Annotated in this window: 23 protein-coding genes; 10 read left to right on the top strand and 13 right to left on the bottom strand. The window is 71.7% G+C overall.

Annotation, left to right across the window (positions count from 1 at the left end):
- Positions 1 to 4: 4 nt before the first annotated feature.
- Positions 5 to 694, bottom strand: a complete 690-nt coding sequence (locus DK427_RS25160) for a GDSL-type esterase/lipase family protein (RefSeq protein ID WP_109953765.1) — start codon at positions 692 to 694, stop codon at positions 5 to 7.
- On the bottom strand, positions 691 to 1,185 hold the full coding sequence (tsaA, locus tag DK427_RS25155; protein ID WP_109953764.1) for a tRNA (N6-threonylcarbamoyladenosine(37)-N6)-methyltransferase TrmO: 495 nt from the start codon (positions 1,183 to 1,185) through the stop codon (positions 691 to 693). Before tsaA ends, DK427_RS25160 begins: the two co-directional genes overlap by 4 nt.
- A gap of 144 nt (positions 1,186 to 1,329) precedes the next feature.
- Here tsaA and DK427_RS25150 point away from each other — a divergent pair, with 144 nt between their 5' ends.
- The gene (locus DK427_RS25150) at positions 1,330 to 2,799 is read left to right on the top strand and encodes an AMP nucleosidase (RefSeq protein ID WP_109954385.1); all 1,470 of its coding nucleotides are present in this window, start codon (positions 1,330 to 1,332) and stop codon (positions 2,797 to 2,799) included.
- 3 nt (positions 2,800 to 2,802) lie between these two features.
- On the opposite strand, the gene DK427_RS25145 is transcribed toward DK427_RS25150, so the two are convergent.
- The 3 genes from DK427_RS25145 to DK427_RS25135 are packed head-to-tail and all read right to left on the bottom strand — an operon-like array spanning position 2,803 to position 4,656.
- Positions 2,803 to 3,705, bottom strand: a complete 903-nt coding sequence (locus DK427_RS25145) for an SMP-30/gluconolactonase/LRE family protein (protein ID WP_109953763.1) — start codon at positions 3,703 to 3,705, stop codon at positions 2,803 to 2,805.
- An 11-nt stretch (positions 3,706 to 3,716) separates the two neighbouring features.
- A complete protein-coding gene (locus tag DK427_RS25140; RefSeq protein WP_109953762.1) occupies positions 3,717 to 4,166 on the bottom strand; it encodes a cupin domain-containing protein in 450 nt (149 codons plus the stop codon).
- 13 nt (positions 4,167 to 4,179) lie between these two features.
- Positions 4,180 to 4,656, bottom strand: coding sequence for a DoxX family protein (locus DK427_RS25135; RefSeq protein WP_245930714.1), 477 nt, complete (start codon positions 4,654 to 4,656; stop codon positions 4,180 to 4,182).
- Between the two features lie 222 nt (positions 4,657 to 4,878).
- Between DK427_RS25135 and DK427_RS25130 the strand changes: the two genes are divergently transcribed.
- From DK427_RS25130 to DK427_RS25115, 4 genes are all read left to right on the top strand, one after another.
- Positions 4,879 to 6,444, top strand: a complete 1,566-nt coding sequence (locus tag DK427_RS25130; RefSeq protein WP_109953761.1) for a GMC oxidoreductase — start codon at positions 4,879 to 4,881, stop codon at positions 6,442 to 6,444.
- Positions 6,445 to 6,608: 164 nt separating this feature from the next.
- Positions 6,609 to 6,734 (top strand): type B 50S ribosomal protein L36, encoded by a 126-nt coding sequence (ykgO, locus tag DK427_RS25125; RefSeq protein WP_003601867.1) that lies wholly within the window; start codon positions 6,609 to 6,611, stop codon positions 6,732 to 6,734.
- Between the two features lie 142 nt (positions 6,735 to 6,876).
- Positions 6,877 to 7,476 carry a tetratricopeptide repeat protein gene (locus DK427_RS25120; RefSeq protein ID WP_109953760.1) on the top strand — a complete coding sequence of 200 codons (600 nt, stop codon included), beginning with the start codon at positions 6,877 to 6,879 and terminating at the stop codon, positions 7,474 to 7,476.
- Positions 7,473 to 8,462 carry an alpha/beta fold hydrolase gene (locus tag DK427_RS25115; RefSeq protein WP_245930713.1) on the top strand — a complete coding sequence of 330 codons (990 nt, stop codon included), beginning with the start codon at positions 7,473 to 7,475 and terminating at the stop codon, positions 8,460 to 8,462. Before DK427_RS25120 ends, DK427_RS25115 begins: the two co-directional genes overlap by 4 nt.
- A gap of 18 nt (positions 8,463 to 8,480) precedes the next feature.
- Here DK427_RS25115 and DK427_RS25110 read toward each other — a convergent pair whose 3' ends face one another.
- From DK427_RS25110 to pdxH, 6 genes are all read right to left on the bottom strand, one after another.
- Positions 8,481 to 8,738 (bottom strand): hypothetical protein, encoded by a 258-nt coding sequence (locus DK427_RS25110; protein WP_109954382.1) that lies wholly within the window; start codon positions 8,736 to 8,738, stop codon positions 8,481 to 8,483.
- A 158-nt stretch (positions 8,739 to 8,896) separates the two neighbouring features.
- Entirely contained in the window at positions 8,897 to 9,331 is a 435-nt protein-coding gene (locus DK427_RS25105; RefSeq protein ID WP_109953759.1) for a TIGR02301 family protein, read from the bottom strand.
- 104 nt (positions 9,332 to 9,435) lie between these two features.
- The gene (locus DK427_RS25100) at positions 9,436 to 9,894 is read right to left on the bottom strand and encodes an NUDIX hydrolase (protein WP_109953758.1); all 459 of its coding nucleotides are present in this window, start codon (positions 9,892 to 9,894) and stop codon (positions 9,436 to 9,438) included.
- The gene (locus DK427_RS25095) at positions 9,891 to 11,030 is read right to left on the bottom strand and encodes a hypothetical protein (RefSeq protein ID WP_109953757.1); all 1,140 of its coding nucleotides are present in this window, start codon (positions 11,028 to 11,030) and stop codon (positions 9,891 to 9,893) included. Before DK427_RS25095 ends, DK427_RS25100 begins: the two co-directional genes overlap by 4 nt.
- Entirely contained in the window at positions 11,023 to 11,745 is a 723-nt protein-coding gene (locus DK427_RS25090; protein ID WP_109954381.1) for an SDR family NAD(P)-dependent oxidoreductase, read from the bottom strand. The genes DK427_RS25095 and DK427_RS25090 overlap by 8 nt, the downstream gene beginning before the upstream one ends.
- A gap of 173 nt (positions 11,746 to 11,918) precedes the next feature.
- Positions 11,919 to 12,461, bottom strand: a complete 543-nt coding sequence (gene pdxH / locus DK427_RS25085; RefSeq protein WP_245931113.1) for a pyridoxamine 5'-phosphate oxidase — start codon at positions 12,459 to 12,461, stop codon at positions 11,919 to 11,921.
- A 186-nt stretch (positions 12,462 to 12,647) separates the two neighbouring features.
- On the opposite strand from pdxH, the gene DK427_RS25080 reads away from it, so the two are divergent.
- The 3 genes from DK427_RS25080 to fabI all read left to right on the top strand — a co-directional run bounded on the left by DK427_RS25080 (position 12,648) and on the right by fabI (position 15,295).
- Positions 12,648 to 13,148: an RT0821/Lpp0805 family surface protein gene (locus DK427_RS25080; RefSeq protein ID WP_109953756.1), complete on the top strand. Its 501-nt coding sequence runs from the start codon at positions 12,648 to 12,650 to the stop codon at positions 13,146 to 13,148.
- 190 nt (positions 13,149 to 13,338) lie between these two features.
- Complete coding sequence (locus DK427_RS25075) at positions 13,339 to 14,283, top strand: DnaJ C-terminal domain-containing protein (protein ID WP_109953755.1); 945 nt, start codon at positions 13,339 to 13,341, stop codon at positions 14,281 to 14,283.
- Between the two features lie 157 nt (positions 14,284 to 14,440).
- A complete protein-coding gene (gene fabI, locus DK427_RS25070) occupies positions 14,441 to 15,295 on the top strand; it encodes an enoyl-ACP reductase FabI (RefSeq protein ID WP_109953754.1) in 855 nt (284 codons plus the stop codon).
- 28 nt (positions 15,296 to 15,323) lie between these two features.
- Here fabI and DK427_RS25065 read toward each other — a convergent pair whose 3' ends face one another.
- Complete coding sequence (locus DK427_RS25065) at positions 15,324 to 16,307, bottom strand: polyphosphate kinase 2 family protein (protein WP_109953753.1); 984 nt, start codon at positions 16,305 to 16,307, stop codon at positions 15,324 to 15,326.
- A gap of 132 nt (positions 16,308 to 16,439) precedes the next feature.
- Here DK427_RS25065 and DK427_RS25060 point away from each other — a divergent pair, with 132 nt between their 5' ends.
- Together DK427_RS25060 and DK427_RS25055 are read left to right on the top strand one after the other, a co-directional pair.
- On the top strand, positions 16,440 to 17,027 hold the full coding sequence (locus DK427_RS25060) for a histidine phosphatase family protein (RefSeq protein ID WP_109954379.1): 588 nt from the start codon (positions 16,440 to 16,442) through the stop codon (positions 17,025 to 17,027).
- Positions 17,028 to 17,245: 218 nt separating this feature from the next.
- Positions 17,246 to 21,337, top strand: a complete 4,092-nt coding sequence (locus tag DK427_RS25055; protein ID WP_109953752.1) for a Pls/PosA family non-ribosomal peptide synthetase — start codon at positions 17,246 to 17,248, stop codon at positions 21,335 to 21,337.
- Positions 21,338 to 21,377: 40 nt separating this feature from the next.
- Here DK427_RS25055 and DK427_RS25050 read toward each other — a convergent pair whose 3' ends face one another.
- A complete protein-coding gene (locus DK427_RS25050) occupies positions 21,378 to 22,034 on the bottom strand; it encodes an alpha/beta hydrolase (RefSeq protein ID WP_109953751.1) in 657 nt (218 codons plus the stop codon).
- Positions 22,035 to 22,194: the final 160 nt, after the last annotated feature.

The raw sequence follows: 22,194 nt of genomic DNA, 5'->3' as shown, positions 1-22,194 counted from the left end.
CGCCTCACGGTCCGCAGATCTCCGCCTCCAGCGCCTGCATGGTTGGCCGGTACGCCGCGAGGTGCAGCCCGTTGCCCATCGCGCCCGGTTTGGCGAAGCCGGTCTCCCCATCCCGCAGCGCCGCGTAGGGATCGGCGAGGCGGCAGCCCAGGCGGGCGCAGACGGCGCGCAGGTGCGCCGTGTAGGGCGCGACCGATCCGGCATCGAGGCGCCCGTCGAGTTCGTGCCCGATCGGGGGCACCGCCGCGACCACGACTTTGTCCGCGTGCCCGGCGAGCGTGCGCAGGATCCGCTCGACCGCCGCCTCGAACCGGGCGGCGTTCGCGGCATAGCCCGGCCGGTTCTTCGCGATGAGGTCGTTGGTGCCGATCAGGAGCAGCGCGGCCCGGGCGCGGCGGGCGAAGCGGACGCCGTCGAGGACGTTCGCGTAGGTCTCGGCCTTCGCGCCCGCGACACCGGCATTGACGAGCTCGAGCCCGCAGGGGCGCTGCGCCGGAGGCTGCAGCTCGGCCTGGCTGTCGCCGGCGAGGAGCACGAAATCGGCCGGCGCCTCGTCGAGATGCTGCTGGATCGCCGCGAGGCGGCCCTGACCATAGTGGCGCGCATCCATCGCGGGCTCGCACAGGCTCCAGCCCAAAGCGGCGCCGAGCCCTAGGAGGCCGCAGGCGGCGATGCCCGTGGTGAGCCGCCTCACCGTGTGCCCGCGCGGTCCACCGTCGCCTGCGGTCGCGCGTCGGTGGAGGCGTAGTAGGGCTTGATGTCGAGGAGCGGCGTGCCGTCGAGACAGTCGAGGCCGCGCACCCGCAGGGTGTCGCCCTCGCGCCCGAGGAGTTCGACCACCGCCAGCGCGATCGGATTCGGGCGGGCCGGCGAGCGCAGCGAGAAGGTGCCGCGGCTGCCCTCCGCATGGCGCGGCAGCTGACGGACAAGCGTGCGGTCTGCCCGGTCCATCCAGTAGAGCAGGATCAGGTGGCTGGAACCCGTGACGTTCTGAAGGGCGGGGGCGTAGAGCGGATCGACCATCACGGTGCAGACGGCGTCGCTCTGCGTCCCGTTCTTCGGGCACTCCGCCCGCCGCGTCCACGGCGTGCGCAGGCGCCCGATGAAGTGCAGGCCGGCGTCGAAGCGCTCCGGCAGCGTCACGCTTTCCTCGCCGGGGCGAGGCCCGAAATCGTCCTGGCTCACGAAATGCCTCTCCGGATCATGCGTTGCGCCCGCCTTTCGGCCACCCGAGGCCGCACCGCAAGCCGCGACGCGGGGTGCGCCCGCGCGGTATAAGGGGCCCGGACATAGGGTGAGGAGATCGGTTTGGTCGAGGAATTGCGGCCGATGGAGGCCATTGCCGAGGTCGATGTCGCGGTGGAGCGCCTGATCGTCCTGCACGCCGAGGCGACGCAGGCGCTGCGCACGGCGCTGGCGCGCTACCTCGACGGCGGGCCGCCGCCGGACGCGGCCGAGCGGCTGAAGTTCCGCTATCCCGAGATCCGCGTCACCTATCAGCCGAGCGGGCCGATGCCGCGGATCAGCCGGGCCACCGGCAAGCTTCAGGCGCCCGGCACCTACGCCACCACGGTGACCCAGCCGGCGCATTTTCGCGAATACCTGATCCAGCAGCTCCGGCCACTGGTGGAGGATTACGGCGTCTCGCTCGAAGTCGGCCTGAGCGCGCAGGAGATCCCGTACCCCTACGTGCTTGAGGCCGGGATCGGCCCGAGCCGGCGGGCCCCGGACGGCGCGGACCTCGCCGCGTGGTTCCCGGTGCCGCTGCTCTCGGTCGTCGGCGACGAGGTGGCGGATGGGCTCTGGGAGCAGCGCGGCGATGCCCCGCGCCCGCTCGCGCTCTTCGACGCGGTGCGGGTGGACTACTCGCTGCGCCGCCTCGTGCACTACACCGGCAGCGACTGGGCCTGCGTCCAGCCCTGGATCCTGCTGACGAACTACCACCGCTACGTGGACCAGTTCGTCCGCCACGGTCTGGAGCGGCTGGCCTCGGGCGCGGAGGGGTTCGAGGAGCTGATCCTGCCCGGTGGCGTGCGGGTGACGCGCGGCGAGGCTGCCTCCGCGGATCCTGCCGCCCTCATCGCCGCCTCGCCCTGGCACCGCTTCCAGATGCCGGCCTACCATCTCGTAGCGCGGGGGTCGGACGGCGCGATGCAGGGCACGACGCTCGTCAATATCGGCGTCGGTCCCTCGAACGCGAAGACGATCACCGACCATCTCGCGGTGCTGCGCCCGCATTGCTGGCTCATGGTCGGCCATTGCGGCGGCCTGCGGCAGTCGCAGCGCATGGGCGACTACGTGCTGGCCCACGGCTACCTGCGGCGCGACCGCATCCTCGACGCGCTGGTGCCGACCGACGTGCCGGTGCCGGCCCTGGCCGAGGTGCAGCTCGCCCTCCAGGCCGCCGCGGCCGCGGTGACGGGCGAGGACGGCGACGCCCTCAAGCGGCGCCTGCGCACCGGCACAGTGGTCACCTACGACGACCGCAACTGGGAGCTGCGCTTCACCCAGGAGCGGCGGGTGATCAACCTGAGCCGCGCCATCGGGGTCGACATGGAGAGCGGCACGATCGCCGCGCAGGGCTACCGCCTGCGCGTGCCCTACGGAACGCTGCTCTGCATCTCGGACAAGCCGCTCCACGGCGAGATCAAGCTGCCGGGCGCCGCCAACGCCTTCTACGACCGCGCGGTGGGCGAGCACCTGCGCATCGGGCTCGCGGCCCTCGACGTGCTGCGCGCCGACCGCCACGGCCTGCACTCGCGCAAGCTCAGGAGCTTCGACGAGCCGCCGTTCCGGTAGGGCTCAGACCAGCGCGGCGCCCCGCCGGTTGACGTAGATCGCCATCAGGCTGTGCGAGACGCAGAGGAAGAGGCGGCTGCGGTAGCGGCCGCCGAAGCAGAGGTTTGAGACCGTGGCCGGGGTCTTGATCTTGCCGATCAGTTCACCGCCCGGATCGAGGACGTGCACGCCGTCGCCCGCGCTCGACCAGAGATTGCCCTCCTCGTCGCAGCGGAACCCGTCCGCCATGCCGGGCGAGACCGTGTGGAAGACCCGCGGGTTCGAGAGCGCCCCGTCCTCCGCCACGTCGAAGACCCGGATATGGCGCGTCGGGTTCTCGGCGAACTGGAGGCCGGTCTCGGCCACGTAGAGCCGGCGCTCGTCGGGCGAGAAGCACAGCCCGTTCGGACCCTCGAAATCGCCCACCGCGACGGTGAGCGAGCCATCGCGCGGGTCGAAGCGGTAGAGGTTGGGCGGCAGCTCCGATTCCTGCTTGCCGCCCTCGTAGTCGGTCTGGATGCCGTAGGGCGGGTCCGAGAACCAGATCGTCCCGTCCGACTTGCAGACGATGTCGTTCGGCGAGTTCAGCCGCTTGCCCCGATAGGAATCGACCAGCACCGTGACGCTGCCGTCGAGCTCGATCCGGGTGATCCGGCGCAGGCGGTGCGAGCAGGAGAGGAGCCGCCCCTGCCGGTCGCGGGCGTGGCCGTTCTCGAAGCCGACATGCGCGCGGTAGACGCTGAGGCCCCCGCCCTCGCTCCAGCGCATCACCCGGTCGTTCGGCAGATCGGAGAACAGCAACTCGTCCCGGTCCCCAAACCAGACCGGTCCCTCGCACCAGCGGAAACCCTCGGCCAGCATCTCGAGCGGCGCGTTGGGCAGGACGAAGCTCTTGAAGCGCGCCTGCGTGACCTCGAAGCTCTCCATGCCGAGCGCCCCTACCTGAACCGGCCCGGCCGGTTCACCGTGGGCTCCACGTCGAGCCCGGTAACGATCATGGTGCAGGGCTCATCGCCCACCGTGCCCGAGAGGTGGCCCTTGCGTCCGTCGCGCTCGCGGGTGTTCTGGTCCTCGCCGAACATCAGCTCGCCCGGGCCCATCTCGACCCGCTTGCCGTCCATCGTCTCGACGAACCAGCGCCCGGAGAGGACCGCGATCCACTGGGGCTTGGGGTTCTCGTGCCAGTCGCCGACCCAGCCGACCGGCAGCACCGTGAAGGTCACGCCGGCCTGCGACGGGTCCATCTTGTCGTTCCACTGCGGCGCCACGCCCGGCCCGACGCCCTGAAACTGGAAGTCCGTGAGTTCGAACCGCTCCTGGCGGCTCACGCCCTCGGCGTCTGTGTAGACGTGCCAGTACGGCATGGTGGGAGATTTGGGCTCGGTCATCGCGTCGGATCCTTCAGGGCTTGGCGGGCGCTTCGGCCGCGTAGGGGCCGGAGGAGAGCGGGTGGCGGGCAACCTCGGAGGCCGGCGCGTAGCTGCCGCCGATCACCACGAGCAGCAGGCCGCCCACGAGGCCGAAATTCTTGAGGAAGTCCCAGAAATGGGCTCGGCCCGCGCCGTTGCGCGACCAGAAGCCCGGATATTCCCAGAACCGGTGGAACAGCACGGCGGTCACCGCGCAGAAGCCCATCAGCACGAAGGCGGCGGCGCGGTCGTACCAGCCGACGACGATGAGCACCGGCGCCACCGTCTCGACCAGAATGCCGAGCACGAGGAGGAGCGCCGGAAAGGGCAGGGGGCCGGAGGCCGCCTGCTCCATCGCCTCGTCCCAGTGCACGACCTTGTCGAGCGCGCTCGGCGGGAACATGCCGACGAGGCAGATCTTGGCCGCGAGCGGCACCGCCACAAGGTTGAGCCAGGTCGCGAGGTCCATCGTGGCGGGTGGCTCCGATCTTGGGCAGGCTTGGGCGCCTCGGGGTGCCCGTGATCCCTGCCGCCAACGTCCGCACCCGGTGTCGGTTTCGTGGGTCTTTCGGAGGGGGACGGCCATCGCTGCGCCGCAGCGAGCACGATCCCGTGACGGAGCACGCCGGAACGGTGCCAAAGGGGCCACGTTGCCGCGCTGTTCCCCGACGCTGCGCCGCGGACAGAGCCGATGCAGGACCATTACGACATCATCGTCATCGGGTCCGGGCCGGGGGGCGGCTCGCTCACCGCGCGGCTCGCCTGCACCGGCAAGCGCATCCTGATGCTGGAGCGCGGGGACTACCTGCCCCGCAGCCAGGAGAACTGGAGCGCCAAGACGGTCTTCGTGGACGGCAAGTACCAGGCGAGGGAGACGTGGTACGGCGGCGACGGGCGCGCCTTCCACCCGGGCCTGCACTACTATGTAGGCGGCAACTCGAAGGTCTACGGCGCCGCCCTGCTGCGTCTGCGCGAGCGCGACTTCGAGGCGGTGCGGCACGTCGACGGCGTCTCGCCGGCCTGGCCGCTCGCCTACGCGGATTTCGAGCCCTACTACGCGCAGGCGGAGCGGCTCTTCGCCGTCCACGGAGACCGGGGCGAGGACCCGACCGAGCCCTGGGCGAGCGGCCCCTACGACCACCCGGCGGTGAGCCACGAGCCCCGCATCCAGAAGCTCTCGGACGATTGGGCCCGCCACGGTCTGCAACCCTATCACCTGCCGCTCGGGATCAAGCTCGACGAGCGCGACGGACGCCCGACGCCAACCAGCATCTGCATCCGCTGCGACGCCTTCGACGGCTTTCCCTGCCTCCTCAACGGCAAGGCCGACGCGCAGGTGATGACGGTGGACCCGACGCTGGCCGCCCACGACAACGTCACGCTGCTCGTCAACGCCTACGTCTCGCGGCTGGAGACGGATGCGTCGGGCAGGACCGTGACGGGCGTGCGCGTGACCCGCGACGGCCGGGAGGAGCGCTACAGCGCGGACATCGTGGTGGTGGCCTGCGGAGCGCTCTCGTCGGCGCTGCTTTTCCTGCGCTCCGCCAGCGACGCGCACCCGAACGGCCTCGCCAACGGCTCGGATCAGGTCGGGCGCAACTACATGCGCCACAACATGTCGGTGCTGATGGCGCTCTCGAAGGAGGTCAACGACACCGTCTTCCAGAAGACGCTCGCGCTCTCCGATTTCTACTTCGCGTCGAAGGACTGGGAGTTCCCAATGGGCCTGATCCAGATGTGCGCCAAGACCCATCCGGACCAGATCCGCGGCGAGGAGTTCCCGACATGGACGGGCTTCCTGCCGGACGCGCCCTTCAACATGGTGGCGCGCCACGCCATGGATTTCTGGCTGCAGAGCGAGGACCTGCCGCACCCGGACAACCGGATCAGCATCGATCGAGACGGGCGCACCATCCTCGACATCCGGGAGAACAACCGCGAGGCGCACGACCGCCTGCGCGCCAAGCTCTCCGACCTCCTGGAGCCTGCCGGCGCCTACACCTACCTGTTCGAGCGCTCGCTCTATCTCGGCAAGGACATCCCGCTCAGCGGCACGGCGCATCAGGCCGGCACGCTCCGCTTCGGCACCGATCCGCACTCCAGCGTGCTCGACCTCAATTGCAAGGCGCACGAGCTCGACAACCTCTACGTCACCGACGCGAGCTTCTTCCCCTCGATCGGTGCCGTGAACCCGACGCTCACCATCATCGCCAACGCCCTGCGGGTGGCCGACCGCATCGCCGAGCGGATCGGCTGAGCGCGCCACGGCGCCGCAGCCTCCGGCTTGCCTGCCCGGTGCGAATCCTGTTAAGGGGACCGCCTTTCCGCGATGCGTTGCGCCGCCATCGCAGGGGGCCCTTCGGGCTTCCCGCTCCCGAAACCCTTGCACGGACGGCAGGCAAGAGCCCGCCGAGACAGACCATGAAGATCCGCAACTCCCTCAAGTCGCTCCGCGGCCGTCACCGCGACAACCAGCTCGTGCGCCGCAAGGGCCGGGTCTACGTCATCAACAAGACCCAGAAGCGCTTCAAGGCCCGCCAGGGCTGAGGCGGATTGCCCGCGCCAGAGCGGGCATCCGACCGGAATTCGAGAGGCAGGTACCGCCCATGGTGCCTGCCTCTCTGCTTTCGTGGCCGCCGCGGCGCTCCGGCGCGTTGACGGCGTGTCGGGGCGCGCACAAGCTCGCCCGATGCTGCGCAACGTCCTCCCCGGCCTGCTCGCCGCCCTGATCGCCGGCTCCGCGCTGGCGCCGCCGCCGGGTCTCGGCCGCCCGGACGAGCGCAGCGAGGAGCGGAAGAAGCCGGCGCCTCCCGCCAGCCTCGAAGAGCTCTTCACGCGCCTGCGCGAGGCCGACGACGACGAGGAGGCCAAGGGCGTCGCCAAGCTGATCGAGCGCCGCCTCGACCGCTCCGGCAGCGCCACGGCCGATCTTCTCACCGACCGTGCCCGGCAGGCGATGAGCGCGAAGGACTTCGCCCTCGCGGCCGAGTTGATGGACCGGGTGACGGCCCTGGAGCCCGCCTGGTCCGAGGGCTGGAACCGGCGCGCCACGGTGTTCTGGCTGCTCTCCGACAAGCAGGGTGCGGTGGCCGACCTGCAGCGGGCCCTGGTGCTGGAGCCGCGCCATTTCGAGGCCTGGGCGGCGCTCGGCCGGATCTACATGTCGATGGACGACAAGGCGCGCGCGCTGAGCGCCTTCCGGCGGGCGGCCGCGCTCTATCCCCGAATGGCCAAGGTGAAGGAGGCGATCGACCGCCTCGCTCCCGACGTCGACGGCCGCGACCTGTGAAGACTGTCCTGGCGGCGCTCGCCCTCGTGGTCGGAGCGCCCCTCGTCCTCGCGCTCTGCGTCCTGGCGGCGGGCGCCGTGGCGAGCCTCATGATCGCTTGGCGCGCCGGCGCCGCTTACCCGCCGGCCGGCCCGTTCGTGCCCGTCGCGGGCGGTCGCCTCGCCACCTTGCAGGCCGGGCCGGAGCGGAACGCGCGCGGCACGGTGGTGCTGATCCACGGCGCCTCGGCCAACGCCGCCGACCCGATGGAGGGCGTCGGCCGCCTGCTCGCGGCGCGGGGCTTCCGGGTGATCGCCTTCGACCGGCCGGGCCACGGCTGGAGCGATCGGCTCGGCGCCGCGACGCCCGCCGCGCAGGCGGACCGGATCGCCGAGGCGCTGGGCAGCCTCGATCCCGGGCCGGTGATCGTGCTCGGCCATTCCTGGGGCGGTGCCGCGGCGCTCGCGCTCGCCCTCGATCATCCGGAGCGGGTCTCGGGGCTGGTTCTGGTCGCCCCGGTGGCGCTGCCCTTCCCGCAGCGGGTCGCGCTGCCCTGGTACTGGCGGCTCGCCGCACAGCCACCCGTCGCGTGGCTGCTCAGCCGGACGCTCGGCCCGCCGCTCGCGCTCTACTATCTGCGCGGCGCCTCGGCTCAAGCCTTCCGGCCCCAGCCCCCGAGCGAGGGCTACCTGGAGCGGGCGCGCGTGCCGCTGGCGGTCCGGCCGGGCGCGCTCCTGTCGAATGTCGAGGATCTGATCGGCCTGCCCGCGGCGCTCGAGCGGCAGAGCCCGCGCTACGGGAGCCTGAGCGTCCCGGTGCTGATCGTCTCGGGGGACGCGGACCCCCTGGTCCGGATCGAGGCGCAGGCTGAACCGCTGGCCAAGCGCATTCCCGGTGCACGGCTCCTGCGCCTGCCCGGCCTCGGCCACATGGTGCCGTGGGTGGCGGGCGACCGCCTCGCGGAGGCGGTCGCCGATTTCCTGCCCGAAGCGGCCTCGACGCGCTGAGTTCCCCCTCGCGGCGCCTCAGTGCTGGAGCGCGGTGGTGAAGGCGCCCCCGCGGATGCGCTCGGGGAATCCTTCGGCGTAGCGGGCCGTGGCCTCCTCGCCGTAGGTCGTGACGAGTTCCTGGAAGGCGGCGAACAGGGCGGCCTGGGCCATGCAGTCGGCGTCCAGGCCGTCGAGGCAGCCTTCCGCGAAGGCCTCGGAGACGTAGCTCAACGCGACGCGCTTCTCGTCCACATCGGCCTCGATGGGAGCGGCGGTGTGAGTCGAATTGAGCATGGCGTTGGACATCCCTCGCGCCCGACCGGAAGCCGGGCGTTCGTGGAGATGATAGGCGGCTCAGCCCCGGGCCACCAGCCAGGAATTGCGAAGCGGTTAACGCGGCCGGTCGATTTGCGGTGATTTCCGAGGCCGGCCGTTCCTGTTGTTCTGCTGCATCACCCCCCGAAACGGCCGGCGAGCGCCTGCGACAGCCGCTCGCCCTCCGCGACGAAGCGGGAGGCGGCCTCCTGCGCCGAGGGGGTGCAGATCCGATAGGTGACCGCGTAGCTGCGATAGCCCCGGTTGAAGGCTCCGGCGAGGCGGTCGCGCCGGCCCGGCGTGATGCCCTCGGCATCGATCAGGGCGCGCATCCGGCCCGACCATTCCCCGGCATCGGGTGCCGCGCAGAGCCCGCGCAGGAACGCAAGGGAGCCGATGATCTCGGAGAGCCGCATCAGGTCGCGGTCGTAAGGGGCGGGCTGCTCCGGAGGCGGGGCGGGCTCCTTCTCGGGCGCCTTCGGTGCGGCGCGCGCGGGTGACCGCTGCTGGGCCGAAGCAGGGGACGGCGCGAGGGACGCGCAGCCGGCGAGCAGGCAGAGGAGCAGGGCCATGCTGCGCGTCCTCCATCCCCCCTCTGCGGAGGAGGGTAGCCTGCGCAGCAGGGGGAGAGGGAAGGGCGCGCGCGGGAGGGCCTTCAGCCCGTCGCCAGAACCCCTCACGGGACCGGCTCCAGCGCGCTCGCCCGGGCGAAGGCCTCGGCCAGCGTCCCGAGGAGACCGGGCGTCGTGGCGAGCCCCGCCACCTCGTCGAGCCGCGCCCAGCGCACGCCGAGCGCCTCGGGCCCCGCTACCGGCTCGCCGCCGCACCAGAGCGCCGCGTGCGGGTGCACAACGTAGTGGTGCCGGGCCCGGCCCTCGCCGTCGCGGTCGATGATCTCGGTCGGCGAGAGCACGCCGACGACCCGGGCCTCCAGGCCGACCTCCTCGCGCAGCTCGCGCAGGGCCGCCTCGGCCAGCGTCTCGCCGGCTTCCACGAGGCCGCCCGGCAGGGTCCAGACGCCGCGCATCGGCGCGTTGGCGCGCGCCGCCAGCAGCACCCGGTCGCCGCGGATCACCGCGATCGAGGCGCCAACGAAGGGGCGCTGCGGGAACAGGCGACTCTCGGCCTCGCTCACGGCTTTCCGCCCTCCGGGGCCACCACGGCGACGCGGCCGTCGGCGAGGCCGACGAGGATGCGCGCCCCCGCCCCGCGCCCGAGCACCGCGACGCCGTGCTCGGCCGGCGCTGGCAGCGCGGCCCGCATCCGCTCCGAGACGCCGGCCTTCAGGGATACCAGCGCAAGCGCGCGCCCGTCCGCGGCCGGCAGGGCGAGATCGGCGGGGCCCGCGCCCTCCGGCTCGACCGGCGCGCCGATGTCGGCGCCGGGCGCGCCGGTGCCGTAGCCCGCGGCCTCCGCGGCCAGCGAGAGGGCGTCCGGTCCGAGCGTCCAGAGCTGGAGCACGCCGTCCCCGCGCACGGTCGCCGCCTGCGGCGCGCCGGCGCGGGTGAAATCCGCCACCGCGGCGATCCGCGTCGGCGCCGCGGGCTGGACCGGCGCGCGCGCCAGAACGCGCCAGCCGATGCCATCGGCGGGATGACCGATCAGCGCGAGCCCGGAGCCCGAGGCGCCGTCGAGGGTGGCGGCGAGGAAGGCGGGCCGGCCGGCGAGGCGCAGTGCCCGGGGGCGCGCCACCGCGAAGACGGAATCCGGCCCCGCCGAGACGGTGGCGGTGGCGACCGGCACCGCCTTCGGCTCGGCCGTCACCCCGAGCGGCTGGCGCTCGCGGATGGTGAGGCCGGCCGCACCGGGCACGCCCGCCGCGCGGGTCGGGCCGGTCAGGTAGGCGGAGAGCGCGCCGGAGACGGCCCGGCGCGAGCCGGGGAGCGCCCCGCGCGGCGTCTCGGCGGCGGCCAAGCCCTCGATCGCCTCGGCGCCGAGCAGGGTCGTGCGGATCGCGCCGTCCGCGAGGCCCAGCGCGGCGCCGCCGCCCTCGCCCCAGACCACCGCGACGGGCGCGCTGTCCTCCTCACCGGTTTCCACGGCCTTGCCGCCCGCCCGGGCCCCGGCCGGCGGCAGCAGGCCCGAGGTGGCGAGCGAGACCGCGACCTCGCTCGCGGGGCCGCGCAGCGCAGTGACCCGAAACGGCAGGTCGAGCACGGTGACCGAGGGCTCGGCCGCGGCCGGCGCCACGAGCGTCACGGCAAGCGTCACGGCAAGCGTCACGGCGAGCAGGCTGGGCAGCGCGGCGCCCCGAACGGGTGGGTCAGACATGCTGGCCGCCGTTGATGTGCAGCTCGGCGCCGTTCACGTAGGAGGAGGCCTCGGTGCACAGGAAGTAGATCGCCTTGGCGACCTCGTCGGGGGTGCCGAGCCGGCGCTGCGGGATCTGCTCGACCAGCTTCTCGGTCCCGGGCGAGAGGATCGACGTGTCGATCTCGCCGGGCGAGATCGCGTTGACCCGCACGCCGAGCGGGCCGAAATCCGCCGCCATCTCACGGGTCAGCCCGGCGAGCGCGGCCTTCGAGGTGCCGTAGGCGGCCCCCGCGAAGGGATGGACCCGCGAGCCGGCGATCGACGTGACGTTGACGATCGAGCCGCGCGCACGGGCGAGCTCGTCGCACAGGCCCCGCGCCAGCAGGATCGGCGCGAAGAAATTCACTTGGAACACCCGCTGCCAGTCGGCCCAGCCGGTGGCGATCGCGCCGAGGCGCTCGCCCTCGGGGCCCTTGGGCGAGATGCCCGCATTGTTGACGAGGGCGTGCAGCACGCCGCCCTCCGCCTTCAGGCGGTCGGCCACCTCGCGCACGCCGCGCATCGTGTCCTCGGCGTCGGAGAGATCGACCTGGAGGTGATCCTCCGGGCCCATCTCCCAAGGGCAATTTTCCGGGAATGCGTGGCGCGAACAGGTGATGACCCGCCAGCCGGCGGCGGAGAACCGCTTCACCGTGGCGTGGCCGATGCCGCGGCTGGCGCCCGTGAGCAGCATGATCCGGCGACGGTCGTTGAGGGGAGGAGCCACGGCCATGCCTCGCTGAGCGATCCGCGGCGGGGCGCCGTCCTGCCGACGGCCGCCCCGCTGACGGACTGACTTCCGGGTCTAAGCGCTGCGGCAGCGGAAATCCAGGGTTGCTGCCGCAGCGCAGCACGGGCGCGAACAGATCAGGGATAGAGCCGGGAGCGGGTCCAGCCCGCCCCGTCGCGGGTGAAGCGTACCCGGTCGTGCAGCCGGTACTCGCCGTTCTGCCAGAATTCCAACGTCAGCGGCGCGATGCGGAAGCCCGTCCAGTGTTCGGGCCGCGGGACCGGGCCGTTCTCGTAGCGGGCCGCGAGGTCGGCGACCTCCGCCATCAGGGTGGCTCGGTCGGCCAGCGGGCGCGACTGGCGGCTCGCATGGGCGCCGAGCCGGCTCTGCGGGTGCCGGCTCGCGAAATAGGCGTCCGCCTCCGCGGCGGTGACGGGCGTCACCGGCCCGCGGGCGCGCACCTGCCGCCGCAGGCTCTTCCAGTGCAGCACGAGGGCGGCCTGTGGATTCTGGGCAAGCTCCTCGCCCTTGGTCGACTGCGTGTTCGTGTAGAAGACGAAGCCGCGGGCGTCGAAGCCCTTCAGGAGCACGATCCGCACGTCCGGCAGCCCGCCCGAATCGGCGGTGGCGAGCGCCATCGCGTTCGGATCCTCCGGCTCGGCGGCCTCCGCCTCCTTCATCCAGGCCGCGAACAGGGCGAACGGATCCTCGGCCAGCGTGAAGTCGGCTGGCACGGCGCCGGGGTGAGCGGGATCACCGATCGTTAACGGCTCCACGGCTTATTCCTCTCTCATGGCATCCGGTCGGGGGCACCGATGGGGCGCACCAACGTTGGGCCTCACGCGGTGGCGGAGAGTTCAGGTGTAATGCGGCAGGGCGCGTGTAAAGACCCCCGGGCGAACCCCGTCGGCAGGGCACGGCGGCTCGTGCTCGGCGCCGCGCTTCTATCGGGCCTGTGCGGCTGCAGCCAACCGCTTCTGGTCTTCCGCCAGACGGCCGAGAAGCCCGCCAAGGTCGATGTGGCGGATACCGCCGATCCTGTGGTGACCGGGAGCATCGCGAAGCGCCCGGCGAGCTTCGGTACGGACCTCGGCGACGAGGATTGGCGCCGCGCCCGTGCCGCGCTGGGCGTCGCGCTGGACCCCCAGGGCAACGGTCGCCCGGTGAAGTGGGACAACCCGGAATCCGGCCTGCGTGGGTCGATCAACCCGACTGGGCTGCCCTACGTCTCCAACGACCTGATCTGCCGCGACTTCCTTGCGTCGGTGATCGCGCCCGAGCGCAGCCGCTTCGTGCGCGGCACGGGCTGCAAGCCCTCCGGCGGCACTTGGGAACTACGCCACCTGCGCGTCTCCAAACCGGCCTGAGGGCGTGTGATCGTGCGGGGCGCTCGACGGCGCAACCGCGCGCCGCTTGACGGCGCGCCCGAACAGGCCGACTTTGGTCGGTCAGGCCGTTGCGAAATAGCAACACACGCCCCACATCAGGGCCGAGATCGCCGGATCGGCGCAGAACGCCGATCCGATCACGGTTCACGACAGCAAGTCCTCAGAGGCCATGCGCAATCCCTACGACGTGCTGGGCGTTCCCAAGAACGCGAGTGAGGCCGACATCAAGAAGGCCTACCGCAAGCTGGCGAAGGCTTACCACCCCGACCGCAACAAGGACGACGCCAAGGCGAAGGACCGTTTCGCCGAGGCCAACAGCGCCTACGAGATCATCGGCGATGCCGAGAAGCGCAAGCAGTTCGATCGCGGCGAGATCGACGCCGACGGCAAGCCGCGCGCGACCGGGTTCGAGGGTTTCGGCGGCGGCTTCGGCGGTGGGCGCGGGGGCGGCTTCGAGTTCGACTTCGCCGGTCGCGGCGGTCGCGGCGGGGGCATGGGCGGCGGAGCGGGCGGCGGCGGGATGGGCGAGGACATCTTCTCGCACATCTTCGGCGAGGCCTTCCGGGCGGGCGGCGCCGGTCCCGGGGGCGCTCCGCGACAGGCCGCGCGCGGCGAGGATGTCGCGGCCGAACTCAGCGTCACTCTCGAGCAGGTGGCCGGCGAGGAGAAGCTGCGCCTCGCCCTGCCCACCGGCCGCGAGGTCGACGTGATGATCCCGAAGGGCGTGGTGGACGGCCAGACCATCCGGCTGCGCGGGCTCGGCCAGCCCGCGATGCGCGGCGAGCCCGGCGACGCGCTCCTGACGATCCGCGTGCTGCCGCACCCGCGCTTCAAGCTGGAAGGCGCGGACCTGCGCGTCAGCGTCGACGTGCCGCTGGAGGACGCGATCCTCGGCGGCACCATCCGGGTGCCGACGCTCACCGGCGCCGTCGAGATGAAGATTCCGGCGATGACGAGTTCGGGCCGCACTTTCCGCCTGCGCGGCAAGGGCCTGCCGAAGAAGGACGGCACCCGCGGCGATCTGCTCGCCACCAGCGCCATCGTCCTGCCGGAGGGCGACGACGCAGCGCTGACCGAGTTCGCCAAGGGCCGTCGCGCCGCCAAGGCCGCCTGAGATCGGCGGCTCTGAGCGGGTCGTCCGGCCCGCCCCGGCGCGACCTCAGGCTTCCGTCCCCGGTCCGCCTCCGCTAAGGAGACCCGCGGCGCGCGGGCCGCCCGGTCCCCGGACCGGGTGCCCGAGTTGCGTCGGCGGCATTCTTCTCGGGTGGGTCATGGCGGATATCGGCGAGGGTGAGGATCGCGGGGCACGCACCGGGACCGGTCTCCTCGCCGGCAAGCGCGGCGTCGTTCTGGGCGTCGCCAACAACCGCTCGATCGCCTGGGGCATCGCCAAGAGCCTGCACCAGCACGGCGCCAAGCTCGCCTTCACCTACCAGGGCGAGGCCCTGAAGAAGCGTGTCGAGCCTCTGGCCCGCGAGGTCGAGGCCCACGTCGTCGGCCATTGCGACGTCACCGACCCGGCCTCGATCGACGCCGTGTTCGCCGAGACCGAGAAGGTCTTCCCCGAGGGCATCGACTTCGTGGTCCACTGCATCGCCTTCTCGGACAAGGACGAGTTGACGGGCCGCTACATCGAGACCAGCGAGGGCAACTTCACCAAGTCGCTCCTGATCTCCTGCTACTCCTTCACGGCGATCGCCCAGCGGGCAGAGAAGCAGATGCGCGAGGGCGGCTCGCTCCTCACGCTGACCTATTACGGCGCCGAGAAGTGGATGCCGCACTACAACGTCATGGGCGTGGCCAAGGCCGCGCTCGAGGCCTCGGTGCGCTACCTCGCGGCCGATCTCGGCCCCTCGAACATCCGCGTCAACGCGATCTCGGCCGGGCCGATCAAGACGCTGGCCGCCTCCGGCATCGGCGATTTTCGCTACATCCTGAAGTGGAACGAGTACAACGCGCCGCTGCGCCGGACCGTGACCATCGGCGAGGTCGGCGAGACGGCGGCCTACCTCGTCTCGGACATGAGCAAGGGCATGACCGGTGAGATCCTGCACGTCGATGCGGGCTACCACGTCGTCGGCATGAAGAACCCGGACGCGCCCGACCTCAGCCTCGATCGGGACTGAGGGCATCTCACGGAGCGCGCACGGCGCCTCACTCGGGGATCTTCAGGTCGGCGATGCCCTTCGCCGCCTCCGGGAACTGCGGATCCATCGCCTCCAGCGTATCGGCGACCGTGCGGGCGATCACGAGGTTGCGGAACCACTTTCGGTTGGCCGGCACCACGTGCCAGGGCGCGTGCGGCGTCGAGCACTGGGTCAGCGCATCGTTGAAGGCCGCCTGGTAGGCGTCCCAGGACTTGCGCTCGACAAGGTCGGCGGGGTCGAACTTCCAGTGCTTCTGTGGATCGGCGATGCGTGCCTCCAGCCGCTCCCGCTGCTCGTCCTTCGAGATGTGCAGGAAGAACTTGAGGATGGTGGTGCCCGACGCCGTGAGCAGGTGCTCGAAATCGTTGATCAGGTCGTAGCGCATCCGCCAGACCGGTTCGGGCACGAGACCCTTCACCCGCACCACGAGCACGTCCTCGTAATGGCTGCGGTTGAACACCCCGATCATGCCGCGGCCGGGCGTGCGGGCGTGGTAGCGCCAGAGGAAATCGTGATCGAGCTCCTCCGCGCTCGGCACCTTGAAGGACGCGACCGCGCAGCCTTGCGGGTTCACGCCCTCCAGCACGGCCCGAATCGTGCCGTCCTTGCCGCCCGTGTCGATCGCCTGCAGCACGATGAGGAGGCTGCGGCGACGCTCGGCGTAGAGCCTCTCCTGCAGGGCCTGGATCCGGGCGCGCTCGGCGGCGAGCATCGCCTTGGCGTCCTGCTTGTCGAGGCCGCCATCGAGGTCCGGATCCACCGCGGCGAGGTTGAACGGGCTCCCCGGCTCGACGGTCACGACGCCTGCGGCGGCCCGAATCGTCGGCATCGCGACGTCCGGCCCACGGCGCTGCTCGATCCACTCCGCGGCCCCCGCCCAGGCCGCGTAGGCTGGCGGGTGCGAGTCGTGCGCGAACGAACCGCGCAGCTTTGTCGCCTCTGCGGCGTCCTTGCGGGATGCGTCGCCGCGCGCTCCGTGCTTCTTCGGCATGAAACTCTCGTCGTCCGGACAGGGGCCGTCGGATCGGGCATCTGAGGTAGAATCGTGAGCTTGGCAACGACCGGCGCGGCGCCGCGTTCCGAAATCGGCGGCGACGCCGCCCCGCCGTCCATCCGGGCCTCCATGCGGACCATCTACTTCATCCGGCACGGCCAGACCGCGTGGAACGCGGAAGGCCGGCTCCAGGGCCAACGCGACATCGACCTCAACCCGACCGGCGAGGCGCAGGCCCGGGAGGTCGCGGACCGCCTCGCGGAGGCGGCCGGCGGCGACCTCGCGGGCGCCGACTTCGTCGCGAGCCCGCTGACGCGCACCCGCCGCACCATGGAGATCCTGCGGGCGCGCCTCGGTCAGGATCCGGCCGCCTACCGCACCGACGACCGCCTCCGGGAGATCAGCTTCGGCGCCTGGGAGGGCTCGACCTGGGCTGAGATCCGGCGGCGCGACCCGGGCGGGGCGCACGCGCGCGACCGCGATCGCTGGGGCTACCGGCCGCCGGGGCTCGCGGGCGAGAGCTACGCCATGCTCACCGAGCGGGTCGCTCCGGTGCTCGCCGACCTCGGCCCCGCGACCGTGATGGTGGCCCATGGCGGCGTCGCGCGGGCAGTGCTGGTGGCGCTCGGCCATCTCGATATTTACGCCGCACCGCGCATCGGGATCCGCCAGGGCTCGGTCCTGGTGTTGGATGCCGGGGGCTGGCGCTGGGCCTGACGATGGCGCGTCGGCGGCTCGGCGTTCCATCCGGATTCACCTGTCCGGCCCTATGGTGCAGGAGGGCCGGCGGATCTATCTCGGGCCACGCCCCGATCTCGGCGCGATCGGGGTTTAGAGCGCGCACCCGCGTCCCCGATACGGGACGCGGACACGGCGCCTCGCAGGGGCGCGGGTGACAGGGTATCCGGCCCCGAAGGCCGGAAGCGGAGCAGTGTATGAGCAGTCTCGCCGAGGGGATCCGGTCCGAGACGGACGGGGGCGAGGTGGAGCGGCGCGGGCCCGTCCAGGCCGTCCTGCGCGGCCCGTCGCGGCCCGACCTGATCCGCGACGAGGTGCTTGCCGAGATCTTCCGCGCGACGGCGCGCCTGCGGGGCGATCACCCGGCGCTGATCGACGGCGCGACCGTGGTCGCGGGCGGCCGCCACCCGCAGCTGACCTACGCCGATGTCCTGGCGCGCGCCGAGCGCATCGCCGCGGGCCTCGCCCATCGCGGCATCGGGCCCGGCGACGTGGTGGGACTTTGGATGGCCCGCGGGCCGGATCTCCTTGTCGCGCAGATCGGCATCACCCTCTCGGGTGCGGCCTGGCTGCCCTTCGACGCCGAGGCGCCCGCCGACCGCGTCGGCATCTGCCTCGGCGACGCGGATGCCAAGGCTCTGCTCGTCTCGGAGGCGCTGGCCGCCCAGGCACCGGACGCGGCGCCCGCGCTCACGCCCGCCACCCTGGACGCGGCCACGCCCGCCGGGGCGCCCGTGCCCGACCCGCGCGCGGCCGGCTTGACACCGCAGCACCCGGCCTACCTGATCTACACCTCGGGCTCGACAGGCGTGCCGAAGGGCATCGTCATCAGCCACGCCAACATCTGCCATTTCCTGCGCTCGGCCAACGCCCTCTACGGGATGCGGGCGGACGACGTCGTCTTCCAGGGCGCCTCCGTCGCCTTCGATCTCTCGATGGAGGAGATCTGGGTGCCCTACCTCGTCGGCGCGACGCTCTTCGTCGCCTCGCCGACCATGATGGGCGACGTCGAATCGCTGCCCGGCATCCTGGAGGCGGAGGGCGTCACGGTGCTCGACACCGTTCCGACGCTGCTCGCCATGATCGCCGGCGACCTGCCGAGGCTCCGGCTCGTCCTGCTCGGCGGCGAGGCCCTGCCCGAGCCGCTGGTGGCGCGCTGGGCGAGCCCGGGCCGCCAGCTCTTCAACACCTACGGGCCGACCGAGGCGACCGTGGTGGCGACCGCCGCCGAAATGCGCCGGGGTGAGCCCGTCACCATCGGCGGGCCGATCGCCAACTACACCGTCTACGTCGCCGACGAGGCGCTGAACCTGCTGGGCCCCGGTGAGCAGGGCGAGTTGCTGATCGGCGGACCGGGCGTCGCCGCGGGCTACCTGAAGCGGCCGGAGCTGACGGCCGAGAAGTTCGTCTCCAATCCCTTCGCGGATGGCGGCATCGACCCGGTTCTCTATCGCTCGGGCGACGCGGTCTCGCTGGATGCGGCCGGCAACATCCTGTTCCACGGCCGCATCGACGATCAGGTCAAGGTCCGGGGCTTCCGGGTCGAACTCGGCGAGATCGAGGCTCGCATCCGGGCCGAGGCCGGCATCAACCAGGCCGCGGTGGTGCTGCGCGCCGACGACGGCGTCGACCGGCTCGTGGCCTTCCTGGTGCCGGAGCGCGGGGCGGAGATCGACCGCGCGGCCCTGCGCCCCGCGCTCGCCGAGCAGATGCCGCCCTACATGGTGCCGGCCCATTACGAGGTGGCCGAGACCCTGCCGCGGCTCACCTCCGGCAAGGTCGACCGCAAGGCGCTGCGCATCGCCCCCCTGACGGTCGTCGCCGCCGAGGCGGACCAGGAGCCGCCGCGCAACGAGACCGAGGCGGCGCTCCTCGCCGCCGCCCGGCAGGTCTTCGGCAACCAGCCGATCGATCTGGCCGGCGACTTCTTCGCCGATCTCGGCGGCCACTCCCTGCTCGCCGCCCGCTTCGTCTCGGCGGTGCGCGAGGTGCCGGCGCTGGCCGGCATCACCCTGCCGGACGTCTACCGCGAGCGCACGCTCCGGGCGATGTCTGACGTGCTGATCGCCCGGACCGGCGGCGTCGGCGCTGAGGCGGCCGTGCGCGACCTCGCCTTCGCGCCGCCGCCGCTGCTGCGCCGGGCGCTCTGCGGCCTCGCCCAGGCGGCGGCGCTGCCCTTCGTCATCGCGCTCGCCACCTCGCAGTGGCTCGGCATCTTCGTGACCTACCTGCTGCTCACCGGCGGCGGGCTCGGCTTCTTCGGCGAGATGGCGGTGCTGCTCGCCGTCTATGTCGGCATCAACGCCACGACCGCCACCATCGCGGTCGCGGCCAAGTGGCTGGTCCTCGGCCGGACCCGGCCGGGGCGCTACCCGCTCTGGGGCGTGTACTATTACCGCTGGTGGCTGGCCCAGCGCCTCGCGCCGCTCGTCCACGTGAAGTGGCTCCAGGGCTCGCCGGCCATCGTGATCTACCTGCGCCTGATGGGGGCGAAGATCGGGCGCGACGTGCTGATCTCGGACATCGAGGTCGGCGCGCCGGACCTTCTCACGGTCGGCGACCGCGCCTCGCTCGGCGGCCGCCTCGTCGTCGCCAACGCTGAGGTGGTCGGCAACGAGCTGGTGATCGGCTGGGTCTCGATCGGCGCGGAGGCGGCCATCGGCACCTCCTGCGTCGTCAGCCACGACACGGTGATCGGCGACTTCGCGGAGATCGCCGACCTCACCACGATCCCGACCGGCACCCGCGTGGCCCGCGCCGAGCGCTGGGACGGCTCGCCTGGCCGCAAGGTCGGCATGGCGGATCCCGCGGCTTTGCCCGAGCAGGCCGAGGCCTCGCCCGCCCGGCGCGGCCTGTTCCTGGCCCTCTACGTCCTGCTGCTCGCCGCGATCCCGGCGGTCGGCCTGCTGCCGATCTTCCCGGCCTTCTTCATCTTCGATCAGATCTCGGACTCGCTCAGCGATCTCACCGACATCGACTATCACTTCTACCTGCCGCTGCTGACCTGGCCCACCGCCATGCTGATGACGGCCGGCACCGTGCTGCTGATCACCGGGATCCGCTGGCTCGCCCTGCCGCGGACGCGCTCTGGCACCCACTCGGTCCATTCGTGGTTCTACCTGCGCAAGTGGTCGCTGGCGCTCGCCGTCGAGGTGACGCTGGAGACGCTCTCCTCGCTCTTCGCCACCGTCTACATGCGGGCGTGGTACCGGCTGATGGGCGCCCGGATGGGGCAGGGGGCCGAGATCTCCACGAACCTCGCCGGGCGCTACGACCTTGCCGAGATCGGCGCGAAGAACTTCGTGGCCGACGAGGTGGTCTACGGCGAGGAGGAGATCCGCCGCGGCTGGATGCACCTCGCCGAGACCCGCACGGGCGCCCGCGTCTTCGTGGGCAACGACGCGGTGGTGCCGCCGGGCGCGGTGATCCCGGACGACGTGCTGATCGGCATCAAGTCCAAGCCGCCGGAGAACGCCGCGATGGCGCCCGGCGAGACGTGGTTCGGCTCGCCGCCGATCCGCCTGCCGGCCCGCCAGCGGGTCGATCTCGGCTCGACGGCCCAGACCTACGAGCCGGGGCTCTGGCCCAAGCTGCGCCGCGGCATCTTCGAGGCCTTCGCGACCTCGTTCTCGCCGATGCTCTACATCACCCTCGCGATCACCGCGATCGACTGGTACTTCTATCCGGCGATCCTGGAGCGCGACTGGTGGGGGCTGGCCTTCAGCTTCGTCGCGGCGAGTGTGGTCATCGCGCTGATCCAGTCCTCGGCCGTCATCGCGATGAAATGGCTCCTGATGGGCGTCTACAAGCCCGGCATGCGGCCGATGTGGTCGTGGTGGGCGATGCGCACCGAGGCGATCGCGGTCGCCTACTGGGGCCTCGCCGGCAAGGTGCTCTTGGAGCACCTGCAGGGCACGCCGTTCCTGCCCTGGGTGCTGCGGCTCTTCGGGGTCAAGGTGGGGCAGGGCGTCTGCATGCTCACCACCGACGTCACCGAGTTCGACTGCGTGGAGATCGGCGACTACAGCGTGATCAACCGGACCTCGGCGCTGCAGACGCACCTCTACGAGGACCGGATCATGAAGATCGGCCGGGTGAAGCTCGGCCGCGGCGTCTCGGTCGGCGCCTTCGCGACGGTGCTCTACGATACGAAGGTCGGCGACTACGCGCGGCTGCGCCCGCTCACCATCGTGATGAAGGGCGAGTCGATCCCCGCCAGCACCGAGTGGGAGGGCGCCCCGGCCGTGCCAGTGGTGCACGCGCCGGAGGCGCCGAAGGCCGCGGCGTAACCTTCCCTCCCCCGCAGAAGGGGGGAGGGTGTGCGATCCACTACGCCACCTCGTCCCGCGCGCCGAGGCGCTTGTCGAGATAGGTGTCGACCGTCTGGGTCAGCTCATCGACCTTGCCGTCGAAGAAGTGGTTGGCGCCCTCGACCATCTGGTGCTCGATGATGACGCCCTTCTGGGTCTTCACCTTCTCGATCACCGGCATCACCTCGCGGGCCGGCGCCACCCGGTCCTCCGAGCCGTGCACGAACAGTCCCGATGATGGGCAGGGCGCCAGGAAGGTGAAGTCGTAGCGGTTGGCCATCGCGGCGATCGAGATGAAGCCCTCGATCTCGGGGCGGCGCATCAGGAGCTGCATGCCGATCCACGAGCCGAACGAGACGCCCGCGATCCAGCAGGACTTCGCCTCCGGGTTGACCGACTGCACCCAGTCGAGCGCGGCGGCCGCGTCGGACAGCTCGCCCGAGCCGTGATCGAACGCGCCCTGGCTGCGCCCGACCCCACGGAAATTGAAGCGCAGGGCCGCGAAGCCGCGATTGGCGAAGGTGTAGAAAAGATTGTACACAATCTGATTGTTCATCGTACCCCCGAACTGGGGGTGCGGGTGCAGGATGATCGCGATCGGGGCGCCGCGCTTCTTCGGCGCCTGATAACGGCCTTCCAGACGACCGGCCGGACCGGTGAAGATGACCTCGGGCATACGCGTCTCTGACTCCTGTGGCGGACGCCGGACCGAATCCGCGTCGCGCCGTGCGACATCCAGGCACCGCCTTGACTCGGCTCGCGCCCGACTTACAAGCGCTCTTAGAATGGTTCTAGGGGATTAGAACAATTCTAAAATAGGAACCGATCCGAGACAG

Origin of the sequence: Methylobacterium radiodurans (assembly GCF_003173735.1) — a bacterium.
Taxonomy (GTDB): Bacteria; Pseudomonadota; Alphaproteobacteria; order Rhizobiales; family Beijerinckiaceae; genus Methylobacterium; species Methylobacterium radiodurans.
The sequence above is the reverse complement of the archived record's forward strand: the minus strand, read 5'-3'. Positions and strand labels throughout refer to the sequence as shown.

Coding starts and splice junctions, on each gene's coding strand:
- DK427_RS25075 (WP_109953755.1), top strand. CDS start 13,339: ATGCGCAATCCCTACGACGTGCTGGGCGTTCCCAAGAACGCGAGTGAG.
- DK427_RS25150 (WP_109954385.1), top strand. CDS start 1,330: ATGGAGGCCATTGCCGAGGTCGATGTCGCGGTGGAGCGCCTGATCGTC.
- DK427_RS25140 (WP_109953762.1), bottom strand. CDS start 4,166: ATGACCGAGCCCAAATCTCCCACCATGCCGTACTGGCACGTCTACACA.
- DK427_RS25105 (WP_109953759.1), bottom strand. CDS start 9,331: ATGGCCCTGCTCCTCTGCCTGCTCGCCGGCTGCGCGTCCCTCGCGCCG.
- DK427_RS25110 (WP_109954382.1), bottom strand. CDS start 8,738: ATGCTCAATTCGACTCACACCGCCGCTCCCATCGAGGCCGATGTGGAC.
- DK427_RS25095 (WP_109953757.1), bottom strand. CDS start 11,030: ATGTCTGACCCACCCGTTCGGGGCGCCGCGCTGCCCAGCCTGCTCGCC.
- fabI (WP_109953754.1), top strand. CDS start 14,441: ATGGCGGATATCGGCGAGGGTGAGGATCGCGGGGCACGCACCGGGACC.
- DK427_RS25060 (WP_109954379.1), top strand. CDS start 16,440: ATGCGGACCATCTACTTCATCCGGCACGGCCAGACCGCGTGGAACGCG.
- DK427_RS25130 (WP_109953761.1), top strand. CDS start 4,879: ATGCAGGACCATTACGACATCATCGTCATCGGGTCCGGGCCGGGGGGC.
- DK427_RS25055 (WP_109953752.1), top strand. CDS start 17,246: ATGAGCAGTCTCGCCGAGGGGATCCGGTCCGAGACGGACGGGGGCGAG.
- DK427_RS25090 (WP_109954381.1), bottom strand. CDS start 11,745: ATGCTGCTCACGGGCGCCAGCCGCGGCATCGGCCACGCCACGGTGAAG.
- ykgO (WP_003601867.1), top strand. CDS start 6,609: ATGAAGATCCGCAACTCCCTCAAGTCGCTCCGCGGCCGTCACCGCGAC.
- DK427_RS25145 (WP_109953763.1), bottom strand. CDS start 3,705: ATGGAGAGCTTCGAGGTCACGCAGGCGCGCTTCAAGAGCTTCGTCCTG.
- DK427_RS25065 (WP_109953753.1), bottom strand. CDS start 16,307: ATGCCGAAGAAGCACGGAGCGCGCGGCGACGCATCCCGCAAGGACGCC.
- DK427_RS25120 (WP_109953760.1), top strand. CDS start 6,877: ATGCTGCGCAACGTCCTCCCCGGCCTGCTCGCCGCCCTGATCGCCGGC.
- DK427_RS25080 (WP_109953756.1), top strand. CDS start 12,648: ATGCGGCAGGGCGCGTGTAAAGACCCCCGGGCGAACCCCGTCGGCAGG.
- DK427_RS25135 (WP_245930714.1), bottom strand. CDS start 4,656: ATGGACCTCGCGACCTGGCTCAACCTTGTGGCGGTGCCGCTCGCGGCC.
- pdxH (WP_245931113.1), bottom strand. CDS start 12,461: ATGAAGGAGGCGGAGGCCGCCGAGCCGGAGGATCCGAACGCGATGGCG.
- DK427_RS25050 (WP_109953751.1), bottom strand. CDS start 22,034: ATGCCCGAGGTCATCTTCACCGGTCCGGCCGGTCGTCTGGAAGGCCGT.